This window comes from Bacteroidales bacterium, assembly GCA_014860575.1.
Taxonomy (GTDB): Bacteria; Bacteroidota; Bacteroidia; order Bacteroidales; family JAAYJT01; genus JAAYJT01.
Map to the genome: position 1 here is coordinate 189,414 of JACZJK010000016.1, position 20,498 is coordinate 209,911.

10 protein-coding genes and 1 tRNA gene are annotated in these 20,498 nt (G+C 44.4%); 7 read left to right on the forward strand and 4 right to left on the reverse strand.

The window, feature by feature from the left end; genetic code table 11:
* Positions 1-3 precede the first annotated feature (3 nt).
* On the reverse strand, positions 4-3,627 hold the full coding sequence (locus IH597_03655) for a fibronectin type III domain-containing protein (GenBank protein MBE0661542.1): 3,624 nt from the start codon (positions 3,625-3,627) through the stop codon (positions 4-6).
* Between the two features lie 1,049 nt (positions 3,628-4,676).
* Positions 4,677-7,910 (reverse strand): FAD-dependent oxidoreductase, encoded by a 3,234-nt coding sequence (locus tag IH597_03660; GenBank protein MBE0661543.1) that lies wholly within the window; start codon positions 7,908-7,910, stop codon positions 4,677-4,679.
* A 239-nt stretch (positions 7,911-8,149) separates the two neighbouring features.
* On the opposite strand from IH597_03660, the gene IH597_03665 reads away from it, so the two are divergent.
* The 3 genes from IH597_03665 to glmS all read left to right on the forward strand — a co-directional run bounded on the left by IH597_03665 (position 8,150) and on the right by glmS (position 12,325).
* Positions 8,150-8,977, forward strand: a complete 828-nt coding sequence (locus IH597_03665; protein MBE0661544.1) for a glycogen/starch synthase — start codon at positions 8,150-8,152, stop codon at positions 8,975-8,977.
* A gap of 42 nt (positions 8,978-9,019) precedes the next feature.
* A complete protein-coding gene (locus IH597_03670; GenBank protein ID MBE0661545.1) occupies positions 9,020-10,348 on the forward strand; it encodes a DUF4270 domain-containing protein in 1,329 nt (442 codons plus the stop codon).
* A 138-nt stretch (positions 10,349-10,486) separates the two neighbouring features.
* Entirely contained in the window at positions 10,487-12,325 is a 1,839-nt protein-coding gene (glmS, locus tag IH597_03675) for a glutamine--fructose-6-phosphate transaminase (isomerizing) (GenBank protein MBE0661546.1), read from the forward strand.
* Here glmS and IH597_03680 read toward each other — a convergent pair.
* Both IH597_03680 and IH597_03685 read right to left on the reverse strand, forming a co-directional pair.
* Positions 12,312-13,979, reverse strand: coding sequence for a S41 family peptidase (locus IH597_03680; GenBank protein ID MBE0661547.1), 1,668 nt, complete (start codon positions 13,977-13,979; stop codon positions 12,312-12,314). The two genes, glmS and IH597_03680, sit on opposite strands and share 14 nt — an antisense overlap.
* Before the next feature lie 112 nt (positions 13,980-14,091).
* Positions 14,092-14,175, reverse strand: a tRNA-Leu gene (locus IH597_03685).
* Positions 14,176-14,337: 162 nt separating this feature from the next.
* Between IH597_03685 and IH597_03690 the strand changes: the two genes are divergently transcribed.
* The 4 genes from IH597_03690 (at position 14,338) to IH597_03705 (ending at position 20,425) form a co-directional block, all read left to right on the forward strand.
* A complete protein-coding gene (locus tag IH597_03690; protein MBE0661548.1) occupies positions 14,338-15,270 on the forward strand; it encodes a ribose-phosphate pyrophosphokinase in 933 nt (310 codons plus the stop codon).
* A 28-nt stretch (positions 15,271-15,298) separates the two neighbouring features.
* The gene (locus tag IH597_03695) at positions 15,299-15,934 is read left to right on the forward strand and encodes a 50S ribosomal protein L25/general stress protein Ctc (protein ID MBE0661549.1); all 636 of its coding nucleotides are present in this window, start codon (positions 15,299-15,301) and stop codon (positions 15,932-15,934) included.
* A 113-nt stretch (positions 15,935-16,047) separates the two neighbouring features.
* Positions 16,048-16,611 (forward strand): aminoacyl-tRNA hydrolase, encoded by a 564-nt coding sequence (locus IH597_03700; GenBank protein ID MBE0661550.1) that lies wholly within the window; start codon positions 16,048-16,050, stop codon positions 16,609-16,611.
* Positions 16,612-16,825: 214 nt separating this feature from the next.
* Positions 16,826-20,425, forward strand: coding sequence for an alpha-amylase (locus IH597_03705; GenBank protein ID MBE0661551.1), 3,600 nt, complete (start codon positions 16,826-16,828; stop codon positions 20,423-20,425).
* Positions 20,426-20,498: the final 73 nt, after the last annotated feature.

Here is a 20,498-nt window from a genome sequence, read left to right on the forward strand (position 1 = left end):
GGTTTATTGTTTTTCAAAGCGTTTAATAAATGTTCTGTTTTCAGAAATTGCTTCAATCAGATACATCCCAGGTTGCAAGTAAGCAACATTAACTGTTGCCTCGAATGCATGCCGGCTGAGCAGTATTCCTTGTAGGTTGTAGATTCGTATTTCTTTAGCATCGGCTCCGTTAAGCATCACGTTCAACTGGTTGTCAGATACCGGATTGGGATACACAATCAACTCAGCATCCGTGGATTCGCCTGAAGGACCGGCAAAGTTTTGCGTAGCTGTATTCGAAATAACAACGGTATAATCCTCAACTTCTCCACGTGCGAATATTTCACAGGAGGTCGGACTTGCATTGTATTTCATTGAAACACGCATTCTGGTCGGGCCATTCAAAGCAGTTGTTGGTACAGTAAAGCTTCGGCTGATAGAAGTTGAAGTGGTTTTATTAACATTTACTATCTCTTCCCCGGAATCCAGAAAATCACCATCCTGATTGTAGTCAATCCATATTCGATAGGCTTCTCTGTATTTGGTGCTAGTTCTACCCGGCGTAATGATGATTGTATTGGAAGTTCCTGCAACCAGTGTGGCAGATAAGTTGGTAAAGTCAGCATATCCGCCGTTGTTTCCAGAGTTGTTGTTGATGCTTCCGAGTTGCACTCTTTGAATCCATTCATCTGCTGTACTGTTACCTCTCGAAGTGCAATAGGTTATTGTATTAGCCAAAGTGGTTACATTTACCACATTGCTTGACGGCGAAATATTTCCGGCGGCATCTCTCGCTTTGACAGAGAAAGTGTATGCTGTACTTGCCATTAATCCGGTAACTGAAGCTGTTGTTCCTGTGACTGTCTGAATCACATTGCTTCCCTGGTAAACATCATAACCGGTTACGCCTACATTATCAGTGGAAGCCGTCCATGAAAGGTTTACAGATGTTTGAGTAATGTTTGAAGCAGCAAGGTTTGATGGAGCTGTCGGTGCCTGAGTATCAGGAGGTGCAAGTGTGGTTACATTCACAACATTGCTTGACGGCGAAATATTTCCGGCGGCATCTTTTGCTTTGACCGAGAATGTGTAGCTGGTACTTGCCGTTAATCCGGCAACTGAGGCTGTTGTTCCTGTTACTGTTTGTATAATACTGCTACCCTGATAAACATCATAGCCGGTTACGCCCACATTATCAGTGGAAGCCGTCCATGAAAGGTTTACAGATGTTTGTGTGATGTTTGAAGCAGTAAGATTCGACGGGGCTGTCGGGGACTGGGTATCAGGGCCTGCGGAAACTATTGTAACTGAGTAATCTTCAACTTCGCCATAAGTAAAGGTTTCGCATGCAGTAGGAATGCCATTGTACTTCATAGAAACGCGCATTCTTGTGGAACCTTCAACCGCACTGGCCGGAATGGTAAATGATCCGCTGACAGGTGTATTTGTGGTTGCTGCCTGAGTAAATACCTGCTCTCCGGCATCGGCAAAATCACCGTCTTTGTTATAATCAATCCATACTGCATAGCCTTCTGAATATACAGTGCCTGTCCATGTTGGAGTAACTGTAATGGTATATGACAACCCTTTTGTAAGGCTGGTAGATATATTTGTAAAGTCAGAATAAAATTGTGCGCCCGAAGGATTGTTAATGGTATTTAACTGCACGCGGCCTATATACTCATCATTTGTATTTGTACTGGCTGAGGCGCAATAATTAAGCTGCACTTCGGTGGTGGTGAAGTTGACCGACGCAGTATAGGCTGAAGTTGAATTATCAGGGCATTTGCTTCTCACCTGAACTTCGTACTGGGTTTGAGGTGTAAGTCCTGTAAGGTTGGCTGTTGTGCCTGAAACACTCTGGGTAATCCAAGTTGTAGCACCTACCTGACGATATATAAGATCATATGTAGATCCAGGTACAGCATTCCACGAAATACTTGCCGTTGAGGAACCAACACCAACTACTGTGAGCCCGGTTGGCACTGTAGCGTTACAAACAATAGGTGTGGCAGAAACCCCGGTAATTATCAGGCTGTAGTTCTGAGAACCACCCGATAATGTTCCTTTATGGGTAACGGTAACGGTATAAGTTCCGGCAGCACCTGTAACATCTACCCGCTCATATGGATCTTTAACGTTATCGCCGCGATCGTTGGTATTTACTCCGGTAAGCCTCCAGGGCAAGTGGGTGGTTGCTCCCTGCGTAATCCTCAGGTCGAGGTCGTTTACCAGACGGGCTATGGTTGAATTGGTGGCTGTAGTAGCAGTGCCGGCAGGATCTGTCCATGAAATGGAAGCCATCAGGTTATTGACCCCATCGGCATCCACCTGAATGGTGTAAGTTTGTCCCTGCATCAGGGTAAGCTCGCTGATGATTGACTGGTCTCCGTTTTGCGAAATGGCTTCCGCCGCCCTTTTGGTATTCATCAGTCCCCATCCCCAGTTGGCATCAGGTCCGGCAATACCGGCATCATCGGCGGTGTGCAGCGCAAGTCCTTTGAGAGTTGCAGCCCGCATATAACTGCCATTTACATTGTTGGCATGTTGTTGCAACAAAAGCAATGAACCTGCTACGTTGGGCGATGCCATTGATGTTCCGGTAATGCTGGCATAAGCGGTATTGCTGCTTTCGTAGGTTGAATAAACCGAGGTTCCGTTTCCGGTGATATCGGGCTTGATCCTGTAATCATCTGTAGGGCCCTGACTGCTTGAGCTGTTGATGGAAACACTGATTAAATTACCGGCATCGTCGATGTTTGCATCCTGGGCATTGGCAACCACCATATTGTTTTTCGCTGTGGCATGACCGGTAAGTTTGTCGTATTGCGGGAAGGATGGATTCAGCGGGGCAGCATTATAATTGGTTGATCCGTCATTTCCGGCAGCCACTACCATCAGATAATAAGGTGCATTATAATGTAGCGCATCCCAGTCTCTGGAATCGGTAATATAAGCTCCGAAATAATAATCAGGAACAAGATCGGAACGATAACCATAGGAATGATTGGAAATAAGCATTCCATTTGCTGCGGCAGTGGTAGCTTCAGCCAGGTCGTTGTTCCATTCATAACCAACAGCATAGGCCTGAGGAGCCATTCCTTTTGCAGCGGCTACTACTCCAGAAGCTATAATGGTTCCGGTTACGTGAGCTGAATGGTAGTTCAGCGTGGTAGTTCCGTCTCCGATGGAGAATCTGTCGGTGCCTCCTGGGCCGTCATACTCCTGGTGTGTTGAACGGGCAAGCCCGCCATCCCACACATGGGCTATCATGTTTTGCCCGTCGAGGTTATATCCGGTTGAACCGCCAATATTCACGTGGTTGGTTCTGGTTGATTTGGATGCAGCCACATTCAGGGTTCTATAATAAATCAGACTGCCATCGGGATCAATGCGCTGAAGTTCGGCATATCCACCGTCTTCAAGTGTCAGCTTTACTGAAATACCCTTTTGCTGCGCGTAAAGCACAGCTGCATGCTTTTCCAGGGTAGCTTTTCCCTGAAATTGGCTTTGTAACTCACTTAAAATCTGTTGATCATACCTCAATGTAATTTGTTCCTGTTGTTGTTTGGTTTGCCCGAAAGTATTTATGGCTGAAGCAAACACCAGCAAAAGAACAGCTGCTGCCAAATGTAATTTTTTGCTCATACAATTAAATTTAAGTTTAGGTGGGTTCTGAAAATTTGTTTTTTTTACTTTTTCAAACACGGATTAGAACCCATTAACTCTGTGTTGAAAAAGCCTCCCAATAGTGCAACTTGTCTTTCAATTCAAAATCAAGAAACACAAAGACGTGTTTCAATCCCCCGCTCAGCTGGGGTATATCGCCGTTAGTGGTTTAATGCTTTATCCAAAAAAACAGAAAAGGTAACAAAAAAAGCCAGGGATGGATCTATTTATTATTCGCAGGTGTTTTGAAGGGCTTCAAAGCACTTTATTAATAGATAGCATTATTTGAGTTGTAATTCACAAAATTGCATTTTATCCAATAAGAACAGAAAAAGCGGCAGTGCAATTGCCGCTTAGCCGGTTTTTTTTATATTTTAAACGTTATTTACAAATATATTTTCATTAAAAACCAACAAGTCACAAAGATAAAAATAACTCCAATTATTATAAACTTCATTTCATACGAAGCACTATCTGCCAAGTCATCGAAATCAGGCCCTTTCCATATTTCAGAAAATGACTTTATCTTATAGCCTGTCAGTATAGAGTAAAAGAAACGTAAAATCAAAACAATCAAAACTCCAAAAAATCTTGCTATAATTGACCCGTAAAACATATGCTATTTGTTTTGATTTGTATCAGTCCTTGTATTTAACTACAAAGGAGTAAAGTTAAAATACGTAAAAATTGAATTAACAAAATTATTTGTCCTTATTGTATGATTGTATTTTTTAATGCTTAAACCTCGTAGCTGATGAGAACCCTTTAAAACACTCTCTCCTATAAATAGTGGGCCCCCGCTGAGCGTAATTTGTAATTATCCAAACCTCCAGGGTTTCTGAAATTCCTGCACTATTGTTACAGCGCATCAAAAATAGTGTTTTTTGAATTGCAAATACAAGGAGGTTTGTACGGGATTTAATGCGATACCGGACGTTTAGTGCAAGTGCCGCAAAGCCGAGATCCTTCACTTCGTTCAGGATGACAAGATTTAACCTTAGCCGGGAATCAGACCATAATAAAGTCTTCTACTTAAACGCCTTCTCCAGCAACCCATCACCCTTTAGGTTCATGCGGCTGAAATATTCGGGAACGGGCTTGCCGGTGAGTTTATCAACATAGAGTTTTGCGAGGTATTGGCCCAGCATAAAGCCTTGTCCGCGCAAGCCGATAAACAAGCCAGCATCCACATCAAGCACCATGCGGGGTTCCACGTAATAACCGGCCCACACCGCCTGGAAACCAACGGATGAAAGGCTGGGAATCCAGTCGGTAAAAACTTCGGCGATAATCTCAATAAATTCCTTGGAGTTAATTTTCAGGTTTTTGTCGGTTTCCATGGGTTCAATGGCGGGGGAAGCGCAGCCGATCACCTGTCCGGTTTCGGCAAGCTGCTGCCCGTAAACGGCGGTAAAACCTTTGTAATGGCGGCGGTCAATCAGCATGGGCAAGGGCGTGCCGTTCACACCCATCATGGGCAGGCGGCGGGTGATAAAAGCCTGGTGTTTTACGGGAAACAATCCGGTTTCATGCCCCAGCTTGCGGGCAAACACATCGCCTTCGGGTCCCAAAGCATTAACAAAATGCGAAGCGTGAAACTCAATGTATTCCTTTTCGTGGTTCTGAACCAATGCAATATATCCTTTGCCGTTTTTGGTAACGTCAATCAGTTTGCAATCCTCCAACACCTCGCCGCCATTATCTATTCCGATCCGGCGGAGCAGGTCAACTACCCGGCCCGGAGTGGCTTGCCAGCAGTCTTCGGTAAGCAGTGCCGAAAGGTATTTTTTCAGATCCTTGCTGATGTAAGGCGATATTTCCTGGTGAAAATCTTTGGGTTCAATCATGCGTGCATTCGACCAGGCCATGGAAGCTTCCAGGGCTTTGTACATGTTCTCGTCGTGGGCGAAGGTCACATAGCGGATCGGAAGAAAATCAATATTGCTGATGCCTTGCAGTTCCCTGAAAATTTCCAGATTGTGGCGGGCAATGTCAGAAAGTTCGGGCAAGCTGAAGTTGGGCCTGCCGCCGGCAATATTGCGCCAGGATGCGCCACGGCCAAAATTGATGAGTGTGGGCTTGAGGCCTTCTTCGGCCATGTAGCGGAAAAGGGCGCTGCCACCAATTCCACCCCCCGCAATCAGCACCTGCACTTTTACTTTTTTAGGAGTTTTGCCAGTGATGTTGGTGATAATTTTATCGTGAACCGGGCGGGGATAAAGTTCTCCCAGCGAAACCTGGTTCGACAATGGCCCGCGTGGTGTGGGTTCGCCCACAATAGAGATTCCTGTTCCACCCAGGGTTTGCTTCAAACGCTTGATGCAGCGTTTGCCGCGGCAGGCGCCCATTCCCAAACGCGTGGTGTGTTTCACCTCATCCACAGAGATGAATTTGCGATCACCGATCACTTCACGGATTTCCTGCAGGGTCACATCATCGCAATGGCAAACGTATACATCCTCTTCCTTTTGGTAAGAGGTTTCTGTCATTTGAACCGGTACGGGATAATCGCTTTTGGCAACGAATCCTCTGATCTTGTTCAGTTCTTCGCCGTGGACATCCAGGGATTTCACACGGGCAATATGCGTTTTATTGGCCTTTTTCAGGATTTTCTCCACAATGCCTTCGCCAAGGATTTTGCCATTATTATCCACCAGGTAAACTTCGCTTTGCTCATCCACAAAATATTCGATGGGAAGGAAGAGCCAGTCTTTTTTCAGGTTATATCCGAAAATCGCGAGGCCGGGACATTGATACACGCAATCCATGCAACCCACACATTTCTCAAAATCTATTTGCGGAACCGTGCTGGTGCTGGTTTTGGTAATAGCACCGTGCGGACAGGCAAACTCGCAGGGATTGCAGGCAAAACCATACAGGCAGTCAATCTGAACATAAGGTTTTGAGATCATGCGTTCAGGGTTCGGAAGATAAGGCTCTTCAATGATTTTATGCGGGTGCTGCTGAGAGTCAATATATTCTTTTGAAACGGACAGGTAGGCGTTATAATCAATGCGTTCGTTCATTTCCTGCAGGATTTCATAAGCTACCTGCTGACCGCGCAACACTGCCGAAGTTCCTTCGCCAATGCGGATGGCATCGCCGGCGCCGTAGCATTTACGGCCAAAAATATCATTGCCCTTGATCAGGAGTTGGTCGTCGGGAACAAGACCAGTGCAGATGTTGATGGCGTCAATACCTTCGATGATCTTTTCGGTTCCCGGAATGGGCTGAAAGTTTTTGCACTCAGCAACCACGGCTCCGGTAATTCCATCATGATTTTCATTTGGAATGGCTTTCAGCAAAATATGTGAAAGCATGATCGGAATTCCCAGGCGGCGAACACGGTTGGCCTGCACCGGGAAACCGCCTTCAAAAGGCTGTGCCTCAAGAATGGCTTTCACATTAGCACCAGCCTGCATCAATTGGTAAGAAGTCAGGTAGCCAATATTTCCGGCTCCAACGGTTAGCACATTTTTACCAAGCAGCGTGAACTCGTTATTCATCATTTTCTGAACCACGGCCGCGGTGTAAACTCCTGGCAGGTCATCATTCTCAAAGGTTGGCATGAAGGGCACCGCACCTGTGGCGACCACAAGATAATCAGCATCCACGTAATAAATTTCCTCAGTCCTTACATTTTTTATGGCGAGGCGTTTGCCGTCGAGAATATCCCAAACGGTTGAGTTCAGAAAAATACCCTCATGGTTTTCACCGGCCAGGGTTTTGGCAATATCGAACCCACGCATACCGCCGAACTTTTTCTCTTTCTCAAAAAAGAAAAACTGATGGGTTTGCATGGTAAACTGTCCGCCAATCTGGTCGTTGTTGTCAATTACAATATTTTCAACTCCATGCTTGTTCAGTTCTTCACGAACCGCAAGCCCTGCCGGACCAGCTCCGACAATAACAACCTGCGTTTTATACACCCACACAGGATCATCCTTTTTATAATTTACAACAGGAGGCGTATAGTCTTTTGGTATTTCCTGAACCTGTTTTACCCCGTCAACAGTGGCAATGCAGATGCGTTTGATCTGGCCATCCACCAGCATTTCGCAGGCGCCACATTTCCCGATGCCGCATTCAAGACTGCGTTCACGGTTTTTAAGGCTATGGCTGTGCACGGGAAATCCGGCTTGGTGAAGCGCAGCAGCGATCGTAAAACCTTTTTCGCTGTCAATCGTTTGTCCGTTAAAATTGAAATGATGTTTTTCGCCGGTACGTATTTCAAGGATAGGGTGTTTCTCAATCTTGTGCATAGGATATAGGTGTGATGAGTGATGCTAAAGTATGCTAACTGAACGAGTTGATGTTTAATGCAGGATTTAAACAAAAGTTGTGCAAAATTACAGGATTTTATAGTACGCTGCTTCCCGGGAAAACTTAAATTGCCCAAGATTTTGAGAATCAACATAGCAAAATGCCTGGGTTAAAAACACAGCGATTTTTTTAATACCTTTGCAAATCTTAATCTTAAGGAATCTCATTTCTTCTTATCATGGAAAAAGTTAAAGTTCTTTTTGTTTCGCATGACATCACCCCTTATTTGAAAGAAAGCCACATGGGTTTGATTTCCAGGCACCTTCCACAGGGAATTCAGGAAAAGGGGCGCGAAATCAGAACATTCATGCCCCGCTTTGGCAATATCAATGAGCGCCGGAACCAACTTCACGAAGTGATTCGTTTGTCGGGGATGAACCTGATCATCAACGATAACGACCATCCTTTGATCATCAAGGTGGCTTCGATCCAATCGGCCCGCATGCAGGTTTACTTTATTGATAACGAAGATTATTTTAACAGGAAGTTCATCTTCAGGGATAAAGCTGGAAAATTTTACAAAGACAACGATGAAAGGGCAATCTTTTTCTCAAGAGGTGTGTTGGAAACAGTTAAAAAACTTGGCTGGCCACCCGATTTGATTCATTGTCATGGCTGGCTTGGCAGCCTGGTTCCGCTTTATGTGAAAACCGCCTACAGGGACAATCCTGTGTTTTCCGAATCCAAAGTGGTCTTTTCAGTTTACAACGATGATTTCGAAGAAATAATCAGCAAAGATTTTCCAAAAAAAATCAAACTTCCCGGCATTTCTTTAAAAGACCTCAAACACTATAAAAAGCCTACCTACGTTAGTATGATCAAAGCTGCTATTGATTTTTCAGATGCAGTGGTTATGGGACATCAGCAAATTCACCCTGAGATTAACCAGTACATCATCGAATCGGGCAAGCCGGTACTCAGTTATCTATCCGGGCCTGATTATATTGATGTTTACAACAAGTTCTATGATGAATTGCTTGTTCCGGAAACTGCAGCGAAGAAATAGCGATCGTATAACTACTTAAATCAACCCATCTTGAATAAAACGATGAACCTTAGCACGTTTAGATTTTTTGCGCTTGCTACCCTGGCTCTATGGCTTGGATCCTGTACTAAAGATGAAAATAAAATCGGCCTTGATATTCTACCCCCAGGCGAAGAATTGTTGCTTTCTTATACCGATACGATTACCGCTGTTGTTTACTCTTACAGGGAAGATTCGGTTAGGACCGATGAACTGTCAACAAGTCTTCTCGGGAGTTACTTCGATCCGGTTTTTGGCAAAACCACTGCAAGTGTTTTTACTGAGATCCGGCTTTCAACAGTAAAGCTTGATTTTGGCGAAGGAGCCGTTATAGACTCATTGATATTGAAACTCGCCTATCAAAATGTATATGGCGATTCATCAACCGTACAAACTTTCAGGGTGTTTGAACTTACAGAGAATATAAATATTGATAGTGCTTACTTTTCTAACCAGATGAGTGCTTACCAGGCCAGTGAGTTAGGATCTGTAACAATGGCGCCGCTTATTGACAGCATTTTGGTTGATACCGTAAAGGTAGCTCCATACCTCAGAATCCCACTCAACCAAGCGATGGCGAATAAATTACTATCAGCAGATAGTACTCACTTTGAATCAAACGAGAAATTTGTTCAATTTTTCAAAGGATTATATATTACTGCCGATCCGGTGAATATGAGCGGACAAGGCGCTCTATTGACTTATAATCTTCTCTCAACAGCTTCAAGCCTCACAGCTTATTACCATAATAACGAAAAGGATTCGTTGCAATACACTTTTAGCATCACCAGCGCTTCTGCCAGATACAGTCATTACGAACACTATGACTATGCTGATGCAGATCAATTGTTCAGACAGCAGGTAATTGATGGTGACACAGCATTAGGTTCTGAAAAGGTTTATCTGCAAGCGCTTGGTGGCGTAAGAACCTATCTTCGCTTCCCCGGACTTTCCACACTTGGTTCGCAAATAGGTTCGGGAAACAGGGCAATGATTTCAGTTAATGAAGCGCAGTTAATCTTCAATCTCCAGGAAACAAGTCCGGCCGTGTCGCCTCCTTCCCGTATCATCATCGGAAAAAACGTAGATGCTGATGGAACAACAACTGTGCTGGCTGATCAGATTGAAGGCGAAAGTTATTTCGGAGGTTTTTACGAAAGTGATTCACTCCAATATCGTTTCCGTTTGAGCCGTTACGTTCAGCAAACCTTGCTCAAACCTGACGAAGATGAATTTGGCCTGGTTCTGCTAATCCCTAATGCATCGTTTGCTCCCCAAAGGGTGATCTTAAACGGTGGCGCTTCCGAAACCGGACGAATTAAACTGGCAATAACTTATACCATAGTGGAATAGCATTGTACCGGTAAAGTTTCAAGTGAAAACCTGAAAATTCTTTTTCATTGTCCGGATAGCAAGGCTTTTTACTCGTTAGAACCAGGAAAGCATAAGCCGGTATTTTTTCAACTACTTTTGTGAATTAAAAATCAGATTATGTGCGGAATTGTAGCTTATATGGGTCAAAGGCAAGCATATCCTTTATTGATGAAAGGATTGCATCGCCTGGAATACAGAGGATACGACAGCGCAGGTGTGGCATTGCTTGATGGAAGCCTGCGATTATATAAACACCAGGGGAAAGTTGCCGATTTGGAGGCCTTTGTTAAAGGGAAGGATGTTTCCGGCAACCTGGGTATGGCTCACACCCGATGGGCTACTCATGGTGAACCCAACAACGTGAATGCCCACCCACATCAATCACCCACCAGCAACCTCGCCATTATTCACAATGGAATTATTGAAAATTATGCATCACTCAAACTTGAGTTGCTGGCACGCGGTTATGAGTTTAAAAGCGAAACCGATACCGAAGTCCTTATCCATCTCATCGAAGATATTCAGATAAATGAAAATGTTGATCTTGTAAAAGCTGTTCAGATTGCATTGAACCAGGTTGTGGGAGCGTATGCCATTGTTATCCTCTCAAAAGGTGATCCTGACCTCATGATTGCCGCCCGAAAAGCCAGCCCGCTGGTTGTGGGCATTGGTGAAAACGAATTCTTTGTGGCATCCGATGCAACGCCTATCGTTGAGTATACCCGTGATGTGGTTTATCTTGATGATGAAGAAATAGCAATTATACGTCGTAACGAGGGGCTTAAAATCCGAACAATTGCCAACATTGAAAAAACGCCTTATCTGCAAAAACTGGAGCTTAACCTGAGCCAATTGGAAAAAGGTGGATTTGATCATTTCATGCTGAAGGAAATCTATGAGCAGCCCCGTTCCATCCGCGACAGCATGAGAGGCCGGATAAAGCTTAATGAAGGGATTGTTGCTCTTGGCGGGATTTTAGAATACGAACAGAAACTGGTAAATGCCCGCCGAATTCTTATTGTAGCATGCGGAACTTCGTGGCATGCGGGTTTGGTAGGCGAGCACCTGATTGAAGAACTTGCGCGTATTCCGGTGGAGGTTGAATATGCGTCTGAGTTCAGATACCGGAACCCGTTGATCTACGAAGACGATGTTGTAATTGCCATTTCCCAATCAGGAGAAACCGCTGATACATTGGCTGCCATAGAGTTGGCCAAATCAAAAGGTGCAACCATCATCGGCATCTGCAATGTTGTTGGAAGTTCGATAGCACGTGCCACCCATGCCGGTTCATATACGCACGCCGGCCCTGAAATAGGCGTTGCTTCAACCAAAGCTTTTACAGCCCAGGTTACTGTGCTGGCCATGCTGGCGCTGCGTCTTGCCAACAAAAGAGGATCAATCTCGCATTCCCGCTTTCACCAACTGCTGCATGAATTGGATTCTATTCCCGAAAAAGTTGAAAAGGTATTGGCTTCGAACCAACATATTAAAGACATTGCCTTTAAGTTTAAAGATGCCAAAAATGCCCTTTACCTTGGGCGGGGATGCAATTTCCCAGTTGCGCTTGAAGGCGCACTGAAACTCAAAGAGATATCTTACATTCATGCCGAAGGTTACCCAGCGGCGGAAATGAAGCATGGCCCTATCGCCCTTATTGACAAAGAAATGCCCGTGGTAGTTGTGGCCACCAATAAAACCATTTATGATAAGGTTGCAAGCAATATCCAGGAAGTGAAAGCGCGGAAAGGAATTATCATCGCCATTGTGAATGAAGGGGATACAACCATTGAAGAAATGGCTGATTACTCAATTGAAGTGCCTGAAACAGATGAATTGCTTTCTCCCCTGGTTGCTACTATTCCGTTGCAATTGTTTTCATACCATATTGCTGTAATGCGGGGCTGTAACGTTGATCAGCCGCGGAACCTGGCCAAGTCGGTTACTGTTGAGTAGTTCCTGCCAAAGCCAATGGTACGGGACTTCCGATATTCCAGGTATTCAAAGCTTCAGTAGCTCTATTAAAGATCTTATCGGTTTCAAGGAAAATGGGATAAAAGCCTTCGTCATCAAATATATTTCTTGCAATATATGATTTCAGAAGATGGTTGATCCTTTCCTTTGATTGTTGTATGCTTTTTTTCTCGGTCTTCGCATCCTGACTTTCGGCGTATGAAACAAAATCATTGAAAACGGCATCAGTGATCTGGAAATCTTTGTTGTATACCCCGGGATCAGGATATTTTTTCAGGGCTTCGCGCTGTGAATCAGTGTAATCGAAGGCAAATTGGTAAATAAGCCCCTGGTTTGCCACTGTGTTGAAATAAGTGAGATTTTCATCCCGTTCAATCGTTACATAGATATCGGGCATGATACCACCGCCGCCATAAACAACCCTTCCACCAGCGGTAGCATATTTCAGTGAATCGTTGAACTCAATACTTTCAGGATCGTCCAACTCGCCACTGGCAACACGGTTGTAAAAATCGTGGTAATAGTCATCCAAACCGTTATCGTAGGGTTTTTGAATGCTGCGGCCGGCAGGAGTATAGTATCTTGCAACCGTAAGCCTTACAACGGAACCATCGAAGAGATCCAACTGTTCCTGAACAAGGCCTTTCCCAAATGAACGCCGTCCAACAACCAAACCACGGTCGTTGTCCTGGATTGCACCAGCAATGATCTCACTTGCCGAAGCTGAACCTTCATCAATCAGCACCACCAAAGGAAGGTTAATAAATGAGCCTTTTCCGGTTGAATAGGCCATCTGTCGGGGCCGGTTATGCCCTTCGGTATAAACGATGAGTTTCTCTTTTTCAAGAAATTCGTCGGTAACCCTGATGGCAGCCTGAAGGTAGCCTCCTGAGTTGCCCCTGAGATCAAAGATCAGTTTCTGCATGCCTTCTTTTTTAAGATCGCCCATTGCAGTGAGGAGTTCCTCGTGGGTAGTGGCAGAGAATTTACTGAGTTTGATGTAACCTACTGAGTCGTTCACCATAAATGAAATGTCAATGCTGTAAGTTGGGATAACATCACGAATGATAGACAGATCAATAAGTTCAGATACTCCGCGACGGTAAATGCTCACATTTACCTTAGATCCTTTCTCACCTTTGAGTAAGCGCACCACATCCCTGTCAATCATGTTAACACCTGCAACCAGGCTGTCGTCAACCCTTACTATGCGGTCTCCGGCCATGAGTCCGGCCCGTTCTGATGGCCCACCAACGATGGTTTGGATCACGGTACAGGAATCCCTTTCCATCCTGAATTGTATGCCAATTCCTTCGAAGGCACCCAGCAATGGTTCATTCACGTCGGCAAAATCTTCGGCGCTGATAAACTGCGAATGTGGATCAAGGCTTTTGAGCACTCCTTCAATCGCATCTTTTTCGAGTAATGATTTATCCACCGGATCAACATAATCCTGCAGGATGAATTGGATAACATCATTCACCTTGTTGTATCGCGAAGGCTGCAGCAGGGAAACAGTTCCCTGGTTGACCGGTGAAACCCGTATGAGCCGGCTTCCCAGAAAAATGCCGGCAATTACGCTAATCGCGATGATAATAGGGAAGTATATAATGAATCGGGAAAAAATTGGTTTCATAAGAATGATTTAAGGATCAGATAAGTAAGTAACGAAGTTTCATACCGGTTTATTTAATAGGGACTAAAAGAAACAAAAAAAGCTTTCAGATGCTGAAAGCCTTTTTTCGCTGTACCCGGAGCCGGAATCGAACCGGCACGGGAATTACCCCATTGGTTTTTGAGACCAACGCGTCTACCTATTCCGCCATCCGGGCATCAAAAGAACTTTGTCGTTTTTAAACGAGGTGCAAAGATAGTAAAAACAGCATTCTGAAATATCTTTGCTTCAATTCATATCATAAATTTGAAGAACGCAGCAAATATTTGTAGTTTTGCCGCCTCAATTTCAGGCAGCCAACCCCAAAAACCAACAAATAATGTCACCAGTAGTTAACATCTTTTCAGGTCGGGGATCAAGGTATCTCGCCGAAAAAATTGCAGAATCCTACGGAAAAAAACTCGGCGATATTATCCTGACTGAATTTAGCGATGGTGAATTTCAGCCCTCCTTCGAGGAAAATATCCGCGGTCAGGAAATCTTTATAATCCAATCAACTTTTGCCCCGGCCGATAACCTTTTTGAATTATTGATGCTTATTGATGCCGCCAAGCGTGCTTCGGCAAAACATATTGTTGCTGTTATCCCTTACTTTGGGTTCGCACGACAAGACAGAAAAGACAAACCACGGGTTTCAATTGCAAGTAAACTGATTGCGAACTTGCTTACAGCCGCAGGAGTGCAACGCATTATCACCATTGATCTGCATGCTGATCAGATCCAGGGTTTTTTCGATGTGCCGGTTGATCATCTTTTTGCTTCCTCCATTTTTGTGCCCTACATCAAGCAATTGAATTTACCCAATCTTACTATGGCTTCGCCTGATACGGGTGGAACACGCCGTGCTGCGGCTTACGCTAAAATGTTGAATACCGGTTTCGTGATCTGTTACAAACAGCGCGGAAAGCCCAACGAAGTTGAAACCATGGCCCTGATAGGCGATGTGAGCGGAAAAGATGTGGTTCTAATTGATGATATTATTGACACGGCAAATACAATTACAAAAGCAGCCACGCTGATGATGGAAAATGGTGCCAGCAGCGTCAGGGCTTTTTGTACGCACCCTCTTCTCACACATCATGCGTATGAGCAAATTGAAAATTCTGCATTTACCGAAGTCGTGGTTACCGATACCATTCCGCTTCGCAAACAAAGTTCGAAAATCCGGGTTCTTACAACAGCCAAACTTTTAGCCGATGTGATTTCAAGAGTACATAATTTTGAGTCCATCAGCTCGTTATTCAAATTCTAATTTTATAAATCACTTAAATTTTTTACAAATGAAAACAGTATCTATGAGCGGTTCCCTTCGCGGGAACGTAGGGAAAAAAGATGCAAAAAAAGCCAGAAAAGATGGCATGGTACCATGCGTGCTTTACGGCGGAAAAGAACAGGTTCATTTTACGATGACTGAAAAAGCATTTAAGCCGATTCTTTTCACTCCTGATGCATTTCTGATCAATCTTGAAGTTGACGGAAAAAAATATGATGTGATCCTACAGGATGTACAATATCATCCAGTTACCGATTCGGTGTTGCATGCCGATTTTATTGAAATAATGCCAGGGAAAACGATTAAGGTTTCTGTTCCGGTTAATACTGTTGGTGTCTCAAAAGGCGTGCTGCGTGGCGGAAAATTAACTAAGAAGTTTCGCAAGTTATTGGTTAAAGGCCTTGTAGAGAATATTCCTGACAGCATTGATGTGGATATCAGCAAACTCGATATTGGTGGCTCTATCAAAGTTTCGGATGTGAAGGTTAAAAATATTGATTTACTTGATCCTCCAAGTGCAATGGTGGTAACCGTTCGTACTGCAAGGGTATTGGCCTTAACACCTGAAGAGGAAGAAGAAGAAGCTGCTGAAGCTGCAGCAAAAGAAGCAACACATGAGGCTGAAGGCGAAGCAAAAGAGTAATTCCTATTAGTTTAGAAAGCCGTCAGGAGAACTTTATCTGAACAGCCAGTAATCTACGGTTGTTTTGATGAAATCCTTTCCCCGACGGCTTTTTGATTTTAATTGCATAACAAGTGAAATATCTGATTGCCGGATTGGGAAACATTGGCGACGAATACGCCAACACACGCCACAACATTGGTTTTATTGTGCTTGATGCGCTGGCTGGCGTACTCAATGCCACTTTCTCATCAGGACGGTATGCCTCTGTGGCCAATGCAAAATTTAAGGGAAGAACACTTGTGCTCATCAAGCCATCCACTTATATGAACCTCAGCGGCAAAGCCATTAGATATTGGCTGGAAACAGAAAAAATTCCCGTTGAGAACATGTTGGTGGTCAGCGATGATCTTGATCTCGATTCAGGTGTTTTGCGTATGAAACCAGCAGGAAGTGGCGGTTCGCACAATGGTCTGAACCACATTATTGAAATCTTGGGAACCACAAACTTTCCCCGTTTGCGATTCGGTATTGGAAATGATTTTGCAAAAGGATACCAGGTGGACTATGTACTTGGGCGTTGGACCCGGGCAGAAGAAGAACTTCTTAAACCCAAAGTGCTGATGGCAGCTGATATGGTAAAAAGCTTTGCTACCATTGGCATTGACAGGACGATGAGCCTGTATAATAACAAGTAAAGGGCTAAATCCAAAGCTCAAAGCTCAAAGTTCAAAGTCTCAAGCCCCAAGCCCAAAATCCAAAGTTTAAAACCCAAATTCCAAAATATCAAATTCAAAATAGCTGACATTTGTAAATCTCTGAATCTTAAATCTAAAATTTTGAATTATTAATCCATCACTCCAACACTGCATTACTGCATCACAGTAACACTGTATCACAAAAAAAGAACCCATGTTTGAATTTCATATTGCGAAACAGGTCCGTGAAAAATACCAGCTCGAAGAAACATTGTTTGCCACCGATGGCAATGTCATCTTCGCCGATTTTATTGCCGTAAGGCAGTTTGTGCATCGTGTGAACCAAATGCGCGAACCGGAGCAGCATATCTATCCGGGCGAGGTGAATGCTGCCGGACTGATTGATGAAATATTTCACCTGGTTTTGCGCGAATACGAAGCAAATGTGAATAAAGATGTGTTTGAAAAAGCAGTAAAAGCAATCGGCGGGAAAATTGGCGAAAAGGCATTCAATGGCTTGCTCGAGGATTTTATTGAGAAATTTCCTCCTGCTCCGGTTTACAACGGCGAGCAGACAGCGAAACAATATCTGCAGGGCCAAACCAGTGAACGGTCCAATGCAGCCATTGCTGTTGAAGAAGCCATGATGCTAATCCTGGCCAATTTCAACCCGGCCAACAAAAAACTGAAGGAGTTCTTTGATGAGGAATATCTTTCCGAACCCAAAATCTTCAGGCGCTTTGCTGATGCACTCAGCGAATTCATTGCAAAGGAACCTCCGTTCGGGCCAAAAAACCAGGATGTGTTTACTTTGTTGAAAACACCCTTGCAGGCAGCTTCTGCCGATTTGTTTGCGCAACTGGAATACATCCTTGAAAACTGGAAAAGCATACTGCCGGAGAAAATCCTGGTTCGTGTTCTCAAAGGCAAAGACCTGATGAAAGAGGACGTTCAAATGGGAGGAGGTTTTGGCGAAGCGCCAACCATTGTCCCCACCTACGAAGCAGGCGATGCATCATTCAACGTTCCAACGTATAAAGCGGGCGATACATCTTTCACCCTGGGCAAATCGGGTTACCAGTTTGCCAATGACGCCGCAAAGGATTACGAAGAATACGAAAATTTCACCACCGACACCCACTGGATGCCGCGTGTGGTGTTGCTGGCAAAAAACACTTACGTCTGGCTCGACCAGCTTTCAAAGAAATATCAGCGGGAAATCCGCCTCCTCAATCAGGTTCCTGATGAAGAACTTGATCAGATTGCCCGCTGGAATTTCAACGGCCTTTGGCTGATCGGAATCTGGGAGCGAAGTGAAGCTTCAAAACGCATTAAGCACATCATGGGCAATACGGATGCGGTTTCGTCAGCTTACTCATTGTATGATTATGAAATTGCAGCTGATCTTGGTGGTGAACAAGCCTATCAGAATTTGAACGAACGGGCTAAAACCCGTGGAATTCGTCTGGCCAGCGACATGGTTCCCAACCACAGCGGAATTTTTTCAAAATGGGTGTTAGAAAACCCTGATTATTTTATACAGAGCCAGCAGCCGCCATTTCCGGCTTACAGGTTCACTGGTGAGAACCTTTCGCAACATCCGGATATCGAAATCAGGATTGACGATGGTTATTATTCTAAATCGGATGCTGCTGTGGTTTTCCAGCGCATTGACAAGCGCTTTGCCGATGTGCGCTACATCTATCACGGCAACGACGGCACCAATATGCCCTGGAACGATACCGCCCAGCTTGATATGCTCAAACATGAAGTACGTGAAGCCGTAATCAACAAAATTTTTGACGTTGCCTGCAGGTTTTCTATCATTCGCTTTGATGCGGCAATGACGTTGGCCAAAAAGCATTTTTCACGCCTTTGGTATCCGCGCCCGGGAAGCGGAGGCGATATTCCATCACGCACTGATTATGCCATGAGCGAAGATGAATTTGATGCCTTATTTCCGGTGGAATTCTGGCGCGAAGTAGTAGATCGCATGAATAATGAAATGCCGGAAACCTTGCTGCTGGCCGAAGCATTCTGGATGATGGAAGGTTATTTTGTACGAACCCTGGGCATGCACCGCGTGTATAACTCGGCTTTCATGCACATGCTGAAGAACGAAGAAAACGAAAAGTACCGCGACCTCATCACCAATACTTTGGAGTTCGAACCTGAAATCCTGAAGCGCTACGTGAACTTCATGAGCAATCCGGATGAGGAAACTGCCATCCGCCAGTTTGGTTCGGACGATAAATATTTTGGTGTGTGCGTGCTCATGTCTACCCTGCCGGGCCTGCCCATGTTTGCCCACGGGCAGATTGAGGGCTACACCGAGAAATACGGCATGGAATACCAACGGGCCTATTACAACGAAGAACCCAACCGGTGGCTGGTAGAAAGGCATGAGCGCGAGATTTTCCCTTTGACCCAAAAGCGATACGTTTTCAGCGAAGTGGATCAATTCAATATCTTCGATTTTGTCGCTGATCATGGCCACGTGAATGAAAATGTGTTTGCTTATACGAACCGTTCGGGAAATGACCGGGCGCTGGTGCTGTTTAATAATAAATATGAGGCAACCACCGGACAAATCCACACCTCAGCACCAAAACTCACCAAACAAGGTGCGGATAAAATAGCAGTTACAGTAAATCTGGGTGAGGCACTTTCAATTAATCCTGATACGAAGTTTTATTGCATTTTTCGGGAGCATGTTTCCGGGCTTGAGTTCCTGCGCAGTGGCCATGAAATAAATCAAAATGGATTTGGCTGGGGCCTGCAGGGTTTCGAATACCGCGTGTTTATGGATTTCAGGGAGGTGTTTGATGAGAGTGGTGTGTATGAAAAACTCTGTGACGAACTCAACGGTAAAGGCGTTCAGAGTATTGACAGCCTGATCGAAGAATCCCGTCTGAAAAACGTTCATGAAGCTTTTGAACATCTGCTGGCAGATGACTTGATCAATTACATAATTGATGAATTGATCAACCCGAAAGAAGAAAACAATTCCCTTCCTGATCCTGATTTTATCATCCAACGTCATAAATACTTTGCGGATCAGGTAAAATCAAAACTAAGCGAAGAATCCGTTAAGCAATTTTCCACGGAAACGTTCACCGGTTCGCTAAACGCACTTCAAAACACATTTGAGCTGGTTCACACAAAAAAAGAATTGCATGCTGACTATTTTTCAAAAACACAAGTCAACTCGCTCGATGAAATGCTGGTGGTTGGCAGCAGGAATCTGTATCGTGAAAACGTGAACATACTTGTTGCTTATTTCGCAATTGAATCACTTCAGGAAATATCGGGCATCAGCGACAAACTCCATTTGATAAATGGGCTTTTGCTGGATAAACCCCTGCAAAATTTACTGAAAAGAACCGGTAGGGGAGAAAAGGACATTGCACTCGACATCACACTGATTAAACTTCTGCTTAAACATGAAACAGGTTTGTTCTTCCCAGGACCTGCAGAGCTCAAAAACGTTTCCGGAATTCAGGAGAAACCAGTTTCTGGTTTTCTTCAAATGCTTGATGATGCTCATGTTAAAGAGTTCATTGGTGTGAACCTTTACCAGGATGTCTGGTATTACAGCAAGGAGAATTTTGAGGAATTGGTGGGCTGGGTGTTTTCGCTGGGATTATTCAAATACATGGCTGAAGCAAGCAAAGACAATCGGGATGATTCATCTTTAAAAGACGGCATTGTGCGGGCATTAGATATTTCGCTTTTGCTTAAAGAGAATTCAGAAAAGTCGGGGTATGAGTTTGAGAAGTTAAGAAATTTGATCCGGAGAAATATCACTACCTGATGTGACCAGAGATAAGTAGTATAAGTCCGTGACTTAGGAGCTAAAAATTGAACTCAGTCCGGTATTCATATAG

Excerpts from the sequence above, each read along its gene's own strand:
- IH597_03655 (MBE0661542.1), bottom strand. The coding sequence starts at position 3,627 with ATGAGCAAAAAATTACATTTGGCAGCAGCTGTTCTTTTGCTGGTGTTT.
- IH597_03660 (MBE0661543.1), bottom strand. The coding sequence starts at position 7,910 with ATGCACAAGATTGAGAAACACCCTATCCTTGAAATACGTACCGGCGAA.
- IH597_03665 (MBE0661544.1), top strand. The coding sequence starts at position 8,150 with ATGGAAAAAGTTAAAGTTCTTTTTGTTTCGCATGACATCACCCCTTAT.
- IH597_03670 (MBE0661545.1), top strand. The coding sequence starts at position 9,020 with ATGAACCTTAGCACGTTTAGATTTTTTGCGCTTGCTACCCTGGCTCTA.
- glmS (MBE0661546.1), top strand. The coding sequence starts at position 10,487 with ATGTGCGGAATTGTAGCTTATATGGGTCAAAGGCAAGCATATCCTTTA.
- IH597_03680 (MBE0661547.1), bottom strand. The coding sequence starts at position 13,979 with ATGAAACCAATTTTTTCCCGATTCATTATATACTTCCCTATTATCATC.
- IH597_03690 (MBE0661548.1), top strand. The coding sequence starts at position 14,338 with ATGTCACCAGTAGTTAACATCTTTTCAGGTCGGGGATCAAGGTATCTC.
- IH597_03695 (MBE0661549.1), top strand. The coding sequence starts at position 15,299 with ATGAAAACAGTATCTATGAGCGGTTCCCTTCGCGGGAACGTAGGGAAA.
- IH597_03705 (MBE0661551.1), top strand. The coding sequence starts at position 16,826 with ATGTTTGAATTTCATATTGCGAAACAGGTCCGTGAAAAATACCAGCTC.